This window comes from Segatella hominis, from assembly GCF_019249725.2.
Classification (GTDB): Bacteria; Bacteroidota; Bacteroidia; order Bacteroidales; family Bacteroidaceae; genus Prevotella.
Window position 1 is genome coordinate 2,408,210 of the sequence record NZ_CP137559.1, and the last position, 15,013, is coordinate 2,423,222.

Below are 15,013 nucleotides of genomic sequence, written 5' to 3' on the forward strand. Positions count from 1 at the left end.
TATGCATCTTCATATAATTACACCTTATTATATATATAAGAGAATTACTTGTTCACAAATTTCTTTCCGTTCACAATCACTACACCCTTGTAGCTCTTGTCTACCTGCTGACCGGAGAGGTTGAACCACTTGCCATCATTCTTCTTCTGGATGATGATAGGGTTCGAGATGCCTGTAGAAAGGCTTGAGCCGTCGATGTAAGACTTCTCGTTCACGAAGAAGAGAACAATCTTAGATGGCTTAGCCGTCAATGTGGTGGTATAGGTATAATGATATACCTTGTTGGTTGTAGTCGTGATGGTAGATTCCATCTTGAATACGCCTGCAGCAGTCAAGCTAACTGTCATATCAACCAAAGAGCCATTCATATCCTTTATGAATACATTCATTTCGTCGCTCGTATCAAAATCGTGGGTGAATCCGGAAGCATTATAGCTTCCACCCCATCCGAAGAAATCATTTCTGATAACGAAGTACTCCTTATCTGCTCCATAGCCAGCATCTTCGCGCTTTATCTGGGTAGCCGCCAAGCACCAGTTGTTCCATGCCGCAGACATATCACTATAGTTATAGAACTTGAACTGCATCTTCTTGCCTGCCTGCAACTCGTAGTAAGGAGAGAAGTTGAGCCACCATCCTGAAGTAGTATTCTTTACAGAAGATTCCGGATAGTAAACCGGAGTCGTTTCCTCAGCCTCAGCATCGATGTTCAGGGTATAATCCTTAGTATATTCATAACCATCCTTGCTAATAGTCATGGTCAGAGTAACCTTACCCTTGCCTTTTACTACGCCCTCATCGGTCAGAATAGAAGGATTACTTGACTTCCATGAAATGGTAGCACCGAGATGCCCCTCTGTTGGGAGTTTTGGCATAGAATTCAAAGTAGCACCATCTGCGAAAAGAACGCTGGTCTTATCCAATGTATATTTGATAGCCGCCTTGGCATCAGCCTTGCTTCCCCAGATACTCAAACCGCGAGTCTGCAAACTGGCACCACCCGATGTAGCCAAACCGTCAGAAGAACTGAGAGCTGTAAAGCAAAGAGCCTTGATATTGGTATAATCGATGGTCTGCTCAGTAAGCACACCCTTAAACTTCACCTCTGCATTGGCTGTAGCAACACCCTTCAAGGTAAGATTGATGTAGCTTGTTCCGCTCACCAGTTCCCATTTACCGGTATACTCACCCGAGATAGAACCATCTGCATTGAGATGGATGGTAACAGGCTTCTCATAATCCATTGCCGCCGTATTCTGACGGTAAGGATGAGCTATGATCTGATAATCACCCTCTACCTTTGTTGCATCATAGAGCTGCTGGGTAGCAATATCCTTATCGGTATAAGTCTCGCCGCTAAACTCGTAAGGTGCAGCAACCAACCAGCCGTCCTGGTTTACGAAGAGCTGATGCACGCGAACCTCATGCCCCTCTGTGCCATTATTGAAACGGGTATGGTAAACGATGAGTGCTCGTCCCTTATGGTCTACAATGGCTGAATTATGTCCCTGAGCCAGTTCAGCATTAGGCATGGTTTCCCACTGGTAGTTACCGAAGAGTTTCACACCCTCGTCGCGCTTGGCATCACCACCGAAGTTGAGGATATACTTGCCATACATGGCATCAATGCCCGTAGAGGTCAGACAGTCCTTATAAGGTCCGTCAGGTTTCTCAGAGCGGAAAACACGAATCTGATAGCCACCGGCAGCCGTCAAACCGCCATAACTCATAAAGAGATAATAGTACTTACCTACCTTCTGGATATAGCTTGCCTCGCCGGAAACATAATATCCACCGGCAATCTTCTTACCGAAGTAAGGGTCAGAAGTGCAAGCCTGATTGTAGGAGCCAGGAGTTGCATCCTTGCCGTTAATCTGATAAGGGAAAGTATAAGTATAATCGCGAAGGCCATTCTCCTTATCTAATCTAATCATATAGATACCACCCGACCAGGAGCCATAGCTCATCCAGAGATTATCGTCATCATCATAGAACACGCATGGGTCGATGCAGTTTGGCCAGTATTCTCCCCAGTGAGCACCATAAGCATCGCCTGGAGTAGCATAGCGGGCAGGAAGCGAAGTGCATCCTGTAGCAATCGCCAAATCGGTATTCTTCCAATCATCAGCTGTAGCATAGCCATTATGACCGAACTTACCAGAAAAACCGCCACAGATAACAGGCCCTTGATATATCCATGGACCTTCCAAATCATCGGAAGTAAAACATACGATAGTAGAGCACCAATAATCACCATTCAGACTCATGTACATACACCATTTCTTCATGGTCTTGTTGTAGATGACATCAGGAGCCCACTGCATTCCGGCTACGGTATTGGCTGTGTTAGTCCAGTTGCCATTCACGTTGATAGGTCCTTTATACTGCCATCCATGAGCATCGAAGTTACCGAAAGCAACCTCCTCGCCCTTATAGTTCTTCACCTTTTTGATGACGTGAGTGGTGTAAGCATCTTTAAAATTAATCAGTTTTCCATCCACATCAGCAAAAAGACTGTTGCTGGTTCCGGTATTCTCCTCACCCGTTTTGAAGGTGTTCCATATCTGATAGTTGCCCGTAGCATAAGTCTTGGCTCTGCCGAGATGCGAACCATAGATATAATATTTAGGATTGGTCGTGGAGCCCGTTACATCCATCACGATAGAAGGGTCATGCACCGCGATGCGCCCTGTTATCGTTTGGGTAGCGTATGCATTAGCCAGATCATTATCGCCGACAGGCGTCTGAGCCATAACTCCGTTCATCGCCATCAGACTCATGATAGAAAATAATAACTTCTTCATACGATTTCAAGTTTAAGATATGATTTTTTAAAACCAAGGAAGGTCTATGGTGTTTTCGCCATAGACCTCACCTAAAATATATAATGTATATTGACAAAGATTACTTACCGGTTGTTTCACCCTCAGTAGTCTCGCCACCTTCAGTGGTGTCGTCCTTCTTAGGAGCATCAGAGAGTTCCCAACCTGCATTCTGTCCTAAGTTAGGATTCTTCTTGTAAGTGTCATCAGGCACTGGGAAGTAATAATTCTTAGGAATAGAGAACGCACGAGTAGGATGGGTATTATCGTTGCGATAAGTATATACCTGGCTCTCATTAGGAGTTACAACAACGCTATAGATGTTGTAAACCTGCTTGTAGCGTGGCTCACTCTTCTCTGTAGCAGCACTCTTGCCATCAAACAATTTCCAGCGGCGCTCATCGAAGAAACGGTGATCCTCGAAAGCCAACTCGATGCGGCGCTCATTGCGGATACGCTCACGAAGCTGCTCCTTGGTCATACCCTTGTAAGCAGGCATACCCACACGGGCACGAACCTGGTTCACATAGTCGTAGGCAGCATCAGGACCCTTTGCCTCGTTCAATGCCTCTGCTGCATTAAGCAGAATCTCCGCATAGCGGAAGATAGGGCAAGCGGTAACGAATGTGGTAGGGTTCTTGAAGCTCATATTGTGAACGAACTTCTTAGAGTAGTAACCGGTAGTGGTACCACCATGAAGATCCTGGTAGTCTTTGCCACCTACAGATACATCCACGGCACGCTCCTCGTCCTGACTCTTGTCACCCCAGATACTTCCCTGGTGGAAGATGGTCTGCTCCAGACGTGGGTCACGGTTCTTGTATGGATCCTGGTCGTTGTAAGAAGGATCCTGGTCGATAGGAAGACCATTGATGGTCTCGTAAGAATCAACCAGATTCTGTGTAGGGTTTACACGACCGGTAGAGTTCACGTTACCAGAAAAACCACAAGGAGTATTGAACATCTCAATCTCACGGGTATTCCACTCACTACGGCTGAGGATGTACTCAGGATTCAGGTGAGGGGTACTGGTGAAGCACTCATAATAGTTCTTGTTAGGATTGTTATCGTCTGTTGTGTAAAGACGGTAAGGGTTGGCAGAACTCTTGTTGGCATTGATGAAAGCGAGGGCTGCATCAGCAGCTTCCTGCCACCAGGTAACATCATTTGTAGGATTGTTCAGTGCAGAAGCACGATAGAGCAATGCTCTTGACTTCAATGCATAGACAGCAGCACCATTGATACGTCCCCAGTTCTCATTTTCATTGCTGTAACGGAATGGGAGTGCACCACTCTTGATGATGGCATCGCATTCATCAGCTACCCATTTCAATGCTTCAGGAGCTGGAGTACGGGTGATAGAAGCAGCCTCTGCATTATCCAACACATGATCCTCGATAGGCACTGCACCGAAATAGCCAATCATATCGAAATGAAGGATGGCACGAATGAAACGCGCCTCTGCCTTGTAACGATCGCAGAGTTTGTTGTCGTCACCGCTCTTCTCTGCATTTCCGATGACACTCTCACGTGCCTTTGAAATGAAGTCGTTGCAGACACGGATGCCCTTCAGATCGTTGCTCCAATAATTCTCAGCAAACCAGTGGTTCTTGGCATCATATGAATCGTTCAACACACTGTGATAGTAATGCACATTCCAGTAAGAGATGGCATTATCGGTCATACAGTCACGAGAAGCAGCACGGAACTGACCATCGGTATATCCCGCAAAGGCATCAGGCAAATAGGTATAGGCATTTGCCAAGACACCACGGGTACGGTCGTAGTTGCTGTAGATGTTCTCGTCAGTATAAGTCAAGTCGACTTCCTTATCGAGGATGTCGCTGCAGGAGGTCATACCTCCTACAGCCAGCATCGCCAATGATATATTAACTAATATCTTTTTCATATTCGTTTTTGATAAAATTGATTAGAAACCAATGTTAATACCAAATGTAAATGACTTTGTCTTTGGATACCACCAGCAGTAGCTCAATGGCTTCTCTGGGTCTACATCATCTGGCAGACTGCTGAAGGTGGCAATATTGTAAGCGCTGAAGTAAACGCGGCACTTAGTCATCCACAACTTAGAAATCAACTTAGATGGCAAAGAGTAACCTACCTCAATATTACGGATAGACCAGAAGTTACCATTACGTACCCAGATGTTGTTCTGGTAAGAACCTGTAGCACGGTCGGAATCAACTGCATCAAATCCATTATATACAGGACGTGGATAAGTAGCATTCACGTTGCGAGGATCAGAAGGATCATCAGTATAGTAACCCCAAGTCTTTGTTACCTCATGGGTACCCATGTTACTCCAACCACTGTAGCTGATAGCTGGTGAAAGGAATACTGAGCGACGGAGATAAGCATTCACAATCATGCGGGCATCGAAGCCCTTGTACTCGAAACCGAAGTTGAAGGTTGGAATCATCTCAGGAATGATGGTGTATGAATCTGGTACCATATCCTTTGAGTCGATCACGCGGTCACCATTGATATCCTTGAACACCGCTGTACCCAACTGCTGTGCTCCATTAGAGAAGCTGTTGTATGGATACTTTTCCGGATGAGCCTTAGCATCCTCTGCTGATGTAGCAATCAGGTTAGGATCTGAAGCCCACTGGTCGAACTTATAGATGTTCCATCCACCCACACGGTTGGTACCAGTCTGAGCCTGCTCATAGAGTTCGGCTACCGAAGTATTGTCATAGATTCTATGACCTGCCTTGCGCTGCCACTCTACATCTGGTGCAGTTTCATCGATATCGGTAATCTTGTTGGTATTGAAGGTAAGCTGACCCTCGATAAAGTACTTAAAGTCCTTGCCGATATTGCCACGATGACCGAGAACGAGTTCGTAACCGTGGCTTTCAACCTTACCGTATGAATCCTGTGCTACAGGCACACCAAGTATGGTTTCTGGCACGGTTGAACGGGATACCAGGATGTTAGAACGCCACTCCTTGAAGATATCGAAGCTACCATAGAGTTTGCTGTTCCAGAGGTTCCAGTCAATACCGAGGTTTACCATCTTGGAGATTTCCCACTTACTGTTGGCATTACCGGTCTTGCTCTCAGCATAGCCATTCACAAAAGTTCCATTATAACCGAAACCATAACCGGTAGCTGTACCATAGATACTCTGATATGGGTAACGGCCTGCACCAGTAGATGACTGACCAGCCTCACCATAAGAAGCACGGAGCTTGAGAAGATTGACAAAGCCAAGTTTCTTCATCCAGGATTCCTCAGAGAGTACCCATCCAGCAGATGCACCCCAGAAAGTTCCCCAACGGTCGTCTGGTGAGAAGTTATCACATCCCATACGAGAGAGGTTGACTGAGGCGATATACTTGTTAGCATAGTCGTATGTTCCCTGGAAGTTGTATGCCAGATATCGGTTTGAAGATGCACTCTGCTGGGTTGAGTAATCTGAACCTGCTTCCTCATTACGGTAGTAACGGGCAAAGGCACGGGCATCTACATTGTGCTTACCGAAACTGTTCTTGTAACTTACACCACCAAACAAATTCAGGTTGTAGTAGTAACCACGCTGATTAGCTGATGGGTTGCTCAAAGCTGCCTTGGTTGTATATTTGGTATACTTGAACTGGCTGACATCGGTAACCGCCAGGTTATCGTAGTCGTAGTTCCATGAATCCATCTGAGCAGTCTGTGTTGACTCGAAAGTCTCGTATGCATCGAAGCTGACAGTACCGAACAAGCCTAAGCCCTTCAATACAGGACTCAAATCGTACTTGGCATTCAAGGTAGAATACAAGTTACGGCGGCGGTTCTTCTCCAAACCGGAACCACCCAGGTAACGTACTGGGTTGTTGGCTGTAGATGAAGAATAGATACTTCCGTCAGGGTTATGGGTAGGAGCCATAGGGTTTGCCTCGATTACACCGAAGGTAACGAGGTTGAACACGCCCTCAGTAGGCTGAGAGATGTTATCTATACGTCCACCCAAGTCGAGAGATACATTCAGATACTTGGATACATCGATATCGATGTTGGAACGGAGATTCCAGCGGTTCAGTACGTGCTGAGTGCTGTAACCATCATTCATTTCTGTACCCTCGGTATTCCACATACCCTCCTGGCGCAGATAAGAGAAGCTTACATAGTAGCGGGCACGCTGGTTACCGCCACTAATCTGCAGGTTGGTGCGATACTGCGGTGCAGCTTCACGATACAACTGGTCTGCCCAAGATGTATTGAAGTACTGATACTTGCGGATATCATCGTCAGCAAACTTTCCACCGTTGCATACATACTTGTAGTTGTCGAGCTGATCCTGGGTGTACATCGGATCCATACCGCTCAGATAGCGTACCTGGTTACGGGTCATCGCCATGTTGTAAGAGTTCTGAACCTCCATCTTGTTGGCGAGGGTCTGGAAACCGACTTCCTGAGTGAAATCAATCTTAGTCTTACCGGCATTACCGCGCTTGGTAGTAACCATAATCACACCATTGGCACCACGCATACCATAGATAGAAGAAGCGGCAGCATCCTTCAGTACGGTGATGCTCTCGATAGGATAAGCATCGAGGAAGGAGAGGTCACGCTCTACGTTGTCCACGATAATCAGTGGAGAACGGGCACTCTGGTTGGTGGTACGGATACCACGGATAAAGAGGAAACTCTCCGACCATCCTGGCTCAGAAGACCACTCGTAGGTCTGCACACCATTCAGTGTTGAGGTGAAGGCATTCTGAAGAATGGTAACAGGATGCTTCTGCAATTCCTCGCCTGAAACAACCGAACGGGAATCAGTCAAGATTTTCTTTTTCTGCTCGCCGAAAGGAACAGGAGCGAGATGCTCATACTCGTCAGTATCATCTTCCATCTTAATGACGTATGTGCCGTCAAAAGTGGTCACCTTCTCCTGCGCATTCTTGTAACCTACGCTACTTACACAGATTTCATCGCTAGGAGTTACCTTCTTTAATGTAAAGTAGCCATCCTTATCGGTCAGGGCAATGCGGCTTTCCTCTGCCACGTTGACAACAGCTCCAGGGATTGGATCACCCTGGCTGTTGACGATTCGGCCTTTGAGCACCTGCTCCTGTGCCAAGACAGAACTTGAAGCACAGAGAAGTGCACTCAGCATCAAGACTTTGCTTGATGAAGATACCTTATTATATATATTCTGAATATTATTCATACGATTCTATCATTAAAAGAGTTATTCTTTCCAACCATCGTTTTGGAAGTCCTGACCAATCTTCCAAACCTCAGCCTCTGGGATTGGATAGAGGTAGAACTTGTCCTGCCACTTGCGCTGCTGGGCTACCTTACGGGTAATAGTGCCATCTGCTGCCACATCTACACCATAGATATCACGGCCGAGTGCATCACCTGCTACGTTCCAGCGACGTACATCCCACCAGCGGTGCTCCTCGAAAGCAAGTTCGATGGTACGCTCCTTGTGGATGAAATTGCGCATAGCTGTCTGGGAATTCAGGTCTGTACGGTCGGCTACATTACCCATGATACCGCCACGATGACGAATCTGGTCGAGCAGGTTGCAAACCTGTGTCTTGTTGCCTGCATAGTCAGCCTCGTTCAATGCCTCAGCATAGTTCAGAAGCAGTTCGCTATAGGTAAAGATCTTCCAGAGGCGCTTGGCTGTACCGCTGTGGTTACTGCTCAGGATGGTCTCAGGAATATACTTGCGTACATAGTAACCTGTTGGAGTAGCATTCTGGTTGCCGATAGGATTATCGCGATGACCATAAACCACATCAATGACATTGGTCTTGGTGCTGGTAGCCTGACCCCACTCACAACCATTGTAAAGAATGGTAGCTGCGAGGCGTGGATCACGGTTCTTCCACATCTTCTGCTCTGTATAACCGCTCCCTTCGTTGATGGTAGGCTTGCCGTTTACATAAACCGGAGCACCTGTTGCATCATACTGCTTGAAAGGAGCTGAACCATCTTCCATATCATACATATCCACGAGGTTCTGGCTTGGGCAAAGACCACCCTGTCCACCTTCACCTACAGGAGTATCGGTAGAAATACCGCTCCAGCCGATGGCTACATCGTTGCGGAAGAAGATAACCTCAGGGTTCTTGTCAGTATAAGTGTTGAGCAACCAGGCATTGTTGTAGGCAGCTACACCACCGTTGGTACGATCTTCCAACTTATAGTTCTCACCATAGTCAGCGATGAAGCTCGCAGCTGCGTCAGCAGCCTGCTGCCAGGTAACACCGCTCTGTGCTGAGTAGCGTGGACTTGCCATGTAGAGCATCATGCGAACATAGAGGGCACGTGCTGTAGGCTGGTTCACCTCGCCTGCATAGGTAGCATCGTTGGTCTCTGCGTAAGTCTTCAGACTGCTCTCGCATTCCTTTACCTCCTTGAAGAGATAATCCATAAAGGTCTTGAGGTCAGGGCGCTCTGTATAACCTGTCATCAGGTCACCGTTAGGGTCGAGCTCGGTTGTAACCAATGGCACCGGACCGTAACGGAGGAACAGTTCCCAGTAGAAATAGGCACGGAGGAAACGGGCCTCTGCAATATAGTTTGCCTTACGTGAATTGTAAAGTTCTACGTCAAGATCTGCAGGGCGAAGCTTGTTCTCTGTATCCTGCTGCAATGTGTTGATGGTGATATTGCACTTGCGGATACCACGATAGCGACTCTCCCAAGGAGAAGTCAGCTCTGCTGCACCGCCACCACCATAATAGTTACCGATATTGAATGTGGTACGTGTACCTGATGTACCGATACTTGACTCAGCCAGATCGGTAGCAGCATCCATCCATGAGTTGTTCACACGGTTGGCACCGTGAAGCAGGAAGTTGTAAGTATCGTTGTGGTTCTGTTCCAACAGAGTGAAGTTACCCAACACCTCAGCTTTTGTCAACTCATTGCTTGGCTGCTTGTCGAGGAAATTGCCGAAGGCGTCTTCGCAAGAGGTGAGCGTCATTGCTCCCATAACGAGCGCCAAAGCAAATATACTATATTTCTTCATTTTCGATTCTTTTTGAATGTTCTTGAATTAGAATACGACATTGAAACCTACGTTGACGGTCTTCAAGAGTGGATAACGGTTTGAACCGTTACTCTCTGGGTCAACCAAGTCGTCGAGATGATCCCATGTAAAGAGGTTGTTGGCATTGATGTAGAAGCGGACATTGCTCATACCGACATGCTTAATCAACTCCTTAGGGAATGTATAGCTCAACTCGATGTTCTTCAGACGGACGAATGAACCGTTCTTCAGGAAGAATGAGTTCTGGCGCTGGTTGTGGTCACCGTTGCTTCCGTAATGGAGCAATGGATATTCTGCTGTTGCCAGGTTCTCTGCCTCGCTCTTTGCAGGGTTCCAGCGGTTCAGGTGGATATCCTTTACCTTACCGTTGTTCTGGAAGGCGAACATCGCATCACTGTCGTAGTAACGGGATACATGATCTACACCCTGGAACATTACTTCGAAACCGATGCCCTTATAGTTGGCGCCGAGTGTCAGAGCGTATGTGTTCTCTGGAATATCGCTGTAGCCGATGAATGTCTCATCACGGTCATCGATGAAGCCATCGTTATTCATATCCTTGTACTTCAGGTCACCAACCTTTACGTTTCCGTAGGTTGATACAGGGAAGTTAGGATTATCCAAGTCTGCCTGTGTTACGAAGCCCTCGCATACCAGACCGAAGTACTGGTTGATTGGGTGACCTTCGCGCTTGCGGTAAGCGGTCTTGTAAGCAGGCTCATCCATATTCTTGATCTTGTTGGCTGCATGAGAGAAGGTTGCACCGATATTATAGGTGAAATCCTTGCCGATGTGATTGAAGTGATGGAGTTCCAACTCGTAACCCTTGTTCTGGGTCTTACCGAGGTTTCCGGCTGCCATTGTTACACCTACCCACTGTGGACGGCTCAAGTACTCGGTCAGAATATTGTTACGGTTCTCAACGAAGTAGTCGAAGTTACCGGTCAGCATACCGTTGAACAAACCAAACTCCAAACCGACGTTGAACTTCTTGGCACGCTCCCAGGTTACACCATAGTTAGGATACTGGCTCTCGAAGATACCGGTCTGACCCTTGTTACCGAAGTAGTAATCGTTAGTAATCTGGTTCCACTTCTCCTCATAGAGGAAGCGCTGAGCTACACCACCTACGGTATAAACGTCGTTACCAACCTCACCATAAGATGCACGGATCTTCAGGTTGTTCAACCAGTTTTCTGTTGGCTTCATAAACTCTTCCTGAGTTACACGCCAACCGAGTGAGAAGGCTGGGAAGAAACCGAAGCGCTTGCCCTTCAGGAAGTTCTCTGAACCGTTGTAACCAACGTTAACCTCAGCGAGATACTTGTCATCATAGCCGTAAGTTACACGACCTACGAGACCCTGATAGCGCTTAGCCAGGTCTGAGTTGTAACGGTAGTCGTTCTGGTTGTAAAGTACCATACCGGTAACATCGTGCTTACCAAACTTGCGGGCGTAGTTAATCTGACCCTCCATATAGAGTTTGTAAGTTGTAGAAGAACCCTTAGAGTAAGCCAGGTCGCCATCTACATTATATTTGGTATAAGCATCTGCACTTGTAAAGTTGTTGCGGTCGTTCAATTCATAGGTTGCAAAAGCTGCACCGAATGTCTTCTTATAATAAGAGTCATAGTCGAATGAAACCATACCGCGGGCAGAAAGACCAGGAGTCAACCAGTCCATCTTGTAGTCTGCAATGAAGTTGGTCTCATTGATGGTATTGGTTCCACGATAGTATCCACCCTTTGAAAGAGCAGCTACCACATTGTCCTGATATACGGCAGTACCACCATAGAGAGTCTTGGTTGTCTCACCATTCTGTACCTCATAAGATACTGGGAAGATCCAACCTGGAGTATGGTTGATACGTGCGAAGATATCATAGTTGGTAGGACTCTCGTTAGTATTAGAACCATGACGGTTCTCGAAACGTGTACCGAAGTTTACGCTGAATGTCAAATCCTTAGAGAGGAAGAAGTCCATGTTGGCACGGAAAGCGTAACGGTTGTAACCAGGGCTTGAAGAGTTGCCGTATGCATCCAGGCTGAGGTTCTTGATCAGAGAGCCCTGGTTGTAGATTTCACCAGATACATAGTAGCGCATACGCTTCGTACCACCACGTACACTTACATTATAGCGCTGAGATGGAGCCCAGTTGTTGAGCACCTCATCATACCAATCTACATTAGGATAGAGAAGCGCATCAGCACCTGTCAATTCGCCGGCGCAGCTCTTGCGGTACATCTCGATATCAGAAGCTGAATACTGTGATGGGAGTCCATCGTTCTTCAAAGCCTCCTCCAGGAGAGTAACAGAGTCGTAAGAATTCAGATAGTGAGGCTTACGGGTTGGAGTACCCCACATGAAGTTGCTGGTCAAGCTAACCTCTGGCTTCATATCCTTACCACGCTTGGTAGTAACGAGGATGACACCATTTGCACCACGCACACCGTAAACGGCTGTAGCAGAAGCATCCTTCAATACAGAGATACTCTCGATATCATCAGGAGCAACCTGAGAGAAAGCACGCTCTACACCATCTACCATTACCAATGGAGCACCGTCGCCAGCGAAGGTTGCACGACCACGGATGTTGATGGTAGCATCATCGGCACCAGGAGCACCAGATACCTGTGTTGTAACAACACCTGGAATCTTACCGGCAATAGCCTGTGTTACGTTGGCTGTAGGAGTATTCAAGAGGTCGTCTGAACTAACCTGAGAGATAGCACCTACGACACTCTCCTTCTTCTGATGACCGTAACCAACGACTACGACCTCATTGATTTTCTGACTTTCGTCCTTGAGAACTACCTTGATATTACGCTGATTGCCAACACGGATGTTCTGAGCAACCATACCGATATAGGAAATCTTCAAAGTAGCGTTCTCGTTCTTCACCTGAATCTTGAAGTTACCGTCGAAATCAGTGACAACGCCATTGGTTGTCAATGCTTCCATAACAGTAGCACCGATGATAGGCTCACCCGATTCATCTGACACATTACCAGATACGGTAACCTGTGCTGATGCTCCTAAAGTAAGGAGCACCAGTGTCAGGGTCAAGAAAAACTTATGCAATATGTTATTGTTCATTGTTTATTCTATTAATGTTATTGTTGAAGTTCAGCCTCCGTTTAATACAAAGGCTTTCCAATATAGCAAGCTGCAGGATCCATCACAAGATAAGAACCATCAACGATCAGGAAGGCACGGAGCATCTCATTGGCATCACTACAAGGAGCAGTAAATCTCTCGATGTAAACCTTGCCGTTAGTACAGGTCTCTACAGCTACCACCTTGATGTCTGTACCAGAACGGGAAATGGTCATATTCACCTTGGCGCCCTCCATATTCTGGCGGAACTCAGCCCACTCATCATCATTGGCTGGATAACCTTCATTATCCCACTTTCCTGAGGCATAAGAACCACCCCAGCCAAATGCATCGCTACGGATAACAAAATACTCTGAATAATTACCACCAGCACGCTCATCATCGGTGCTGACACAGAGGTTCCAGTTGTTCCAGTTACCACCACCTGATGTATGGTTGGTGAAACCGAGGTGCAATGAAGCACCGGAAGGAATCTGGAAATAATCAGAGAATTGTGTCCACCAAGCGGCTGAGCAATCAGAAGTTCCGATTTCGCTGGTTGTAACTTCTACAGCAGTCTGTGCCTGACACTCGTTGGTATCCATGACAAGATAAGAACCATCAACAATCAGGAAGGCACGGAGAACCTCATTGGCATCATTGCAAGGAGCAGTGAATCTTTCGGTGTAAACCTTGCCATTTGTACAGGTTGCCACTGCAACTACCTTGATATCTGTACCAGAACGGGAAATGGTCATATCTACCTTGGCACCCTCCATATCCTGACGGAACACAGCCCATTCATCATCATTGGCAGGATAACCTTCATTATCCCACTTTCCAGAGGCATAGGAACTACCCCAACCATATGCATCGCTACGGATAACGAAGTACTCTAAGTATTTGCCACCATTACGTACATCATCTGTACTCAAACAGAGGTTCCAGTTGTTCCAGTTGCCAGCACCTGATGTATGGTTGGTAAACTTCAAGTGGATAGAACCATTTGCAGGAATACGATAGTAGTCAGAGAAGCTAGTCCACCAAGCAGCAGAGCAATCAGAAGTACCGATTTCGGTAGTAGGAGTACCATCCTCCTTCACAAACTCTACATTCTTGAAAGCTTCATCACCACCACCATTACCACCAATGGTCTTGTTCCAATCCTTCTCTTCCATCATGTTACGGATCAGGGTAACATTGTCGATAGATACGGTGTTGGTCTCTTCGGCTGTCAACTTGCTGTCTCCACCTATATATATATAAGGTAAAGAGTTGATGGAATCAACCAAAGTCTTGTACTTGAAAGAGGTAGCACTTGATGATGTCTGATAACCGGAAAGGCTCTTCTTACCATCAACGTAGAGCTGGTAACCTTCAGTAGAAAGCTGAAAGGCTACGAAATGCCACTCATTAGGAGAGAGAATACCTGTCTTCACAGAAGAAGGGTCATTCTCATTCAGGTTCAAACTCTGCAACTGGGTAGGCTTGTTGTAAACCACCTGACCGTTGGCAGTGAAATAGAAGTGAGCACTGATATCATTACCAGCTGCATCCTTCTCATCTGAACCAAATGAGATAAGAGGGCGTGTCAAGTCAACATCTGCGACTGTTCCGTCCTCAGCTACATCTGCATCAATCTTTACAGCGAAAGTGATGGCAGCACCATTTTGCAACTTCACCCCATTGAAAGGATTGGCAATCTTGGCACCACCCTTACCATTGATGTGCAATACATTACTTGCGAGGGACTCATCGTTGGTCACCTCACATGACTCGTCATGACTGATCATGTCAGAATACTCAGGTTTCTCTTCTGAATACTCAAAGTCATAAGTCGCCACTGTTGTCTTAGATGGGTAAATCTGTCCGCCAGCAGGATCGTCCTGCCGGCCCCAGTCATCACCACAAGCAGTGAAACTTAATGCCACCATGATAGCCCAAGCAAACGAAAGCAAAGTTTTTCTTATCTTCATAACTTAATGCTTTTAGGTTATTTTGTTACTATAATAATAGGTTATTTAAAAATTTTAAATCCATTTACAGTGGCAAAAGTACAATTAATCAGATTATA

The 15,013-nt window shown here is 46.5% G+C and carries 6 protein-coding genes; all 6 read right to left on the minus strand.

From position 1 onward, the window contains the following. Positions 1–44: 44 nt before the first annotated feature. Positions 45–2,804, minus strand: a complete 2,760-nt coding sequence (locus tag KUA50_RS09880) for a glycoside hydrolase family 43 protein (RefSeq protein WP_218456991.1) — start codon at positions 2,802–2,804, stop codon at positions 45–47. Between the two features lie 100 nt (positions 2,805–2,904). Further along, the gene (locus tag KUA50_RS09885; RefSeq protein ID WP_218456990.1) at positions 2,905–4,731 is read right to left on the minus strand and encodes a RagB/SusD family nutrient uptake outer membrane protein; all 1,827 of its coding nucleotides are present in this window, start codon (positions 4,729–4,731) and stop codon (positions 2,905–2,907) included. 21 nt (positions 4,732–4,752) lie between these two features. Beyond that, positions 4,753–8,004 carry a SusC/RagA family TonB-linked outer membrane protein gene (locus tag KUA50_RS09890; RefSeq protein WP_218456989.1) on the minus strand — a complete coding sequence of 1,084 codons (3,252 nt, stop codon included), beginning with the start codon at positions 8,002–8,004 and terminating at the stop codon, positions 4,753–4,755. A 21-nt stretch (positions 8,005–8,025) separates the two neighbouring features. Continuing rightward, complete coding sequence (locus KUA50_RS09895) at positions 8,026–9,822, minus strand: RagB/SusD family nutrient uptake outer membrane protein (protein WP_218456988.1); 1,797 nt, start codon at positions 9,820–9,822, stop codon at positions 8,026–8,028. Between the two features lie 27 nt (positions 9,823–9,849). After that, the gene (locus tag KUA50_RS09900; RefSeq protein WP_218456987.1) at positions 9,850–12,939 is read right to left on the minus strand and encodes a SusC/RagA family TonB-linked outer membrane protein; all 3,090 of its coding nucleotides are present in this window, start codon (positions 12,937–12,939) and stop codon (positions 9,850–9,852) included. A gap of 41 nt (positions 12,940–12,980) precedes the next feature. Next, on the minus strand, positions 12,981–14,915 hold the full coding sequence (locus tag KUA50_RS09905) for a glucanase (RefSeq protein ID WP_218456986.1): 1,935 nt from the start codon (positions 14,913–14,915) through the stop codon (positions 12,981–12,983). Positions 14,916–15,013 lie beyond the last annotated feature (98 nt).

Bases quoted from the DNA above. Each gene is read 5' to 3' on its own strand.
- KUA50_RS09880 (WP_218456991.1), bottom strand. From the start codon at position 2,804: ATGAAGAAGTTATTATTTTCTATCATGAGTCTGATGGCGATGAACGGA.
- KUA50_RS09885 (WP_218456990.1), bottom strand. From the start codon at position 4,731: ATGAAAAAGATATTAGTTAATATATCATTGGCGATGCTGGCTGTAGGA.
- KUA50_RS09890 (WP_218456989.1), bottom strand. From the start codon at position 8,004: ATGAATAATATTCAGAATATATATAATAAGGTATCTTCATCAAGCAAA.
- KUA50_RS09895 (WP_218456988.1), bottom strand. From the start codon at position 9,822: ATGAAGAAATATAGTATATTTGCTTTGGCGCTCGTTATGGGAGCAATG.
- KUA50_RS09900 (WP_218456987.1), bottom strand. From the start codon at position 12,939: ATGAACAATAACATATTGCATAAGTTTTTCTTGACCCTGACACTGGTG.
- KUA50_RS09905 (WP_218456986.1), bottom strand. From the start codon at position 14,915: ATGAAGATAAGAAAAACTTTGCTTTCGTTTGCTTGGGCTATCATGGTG.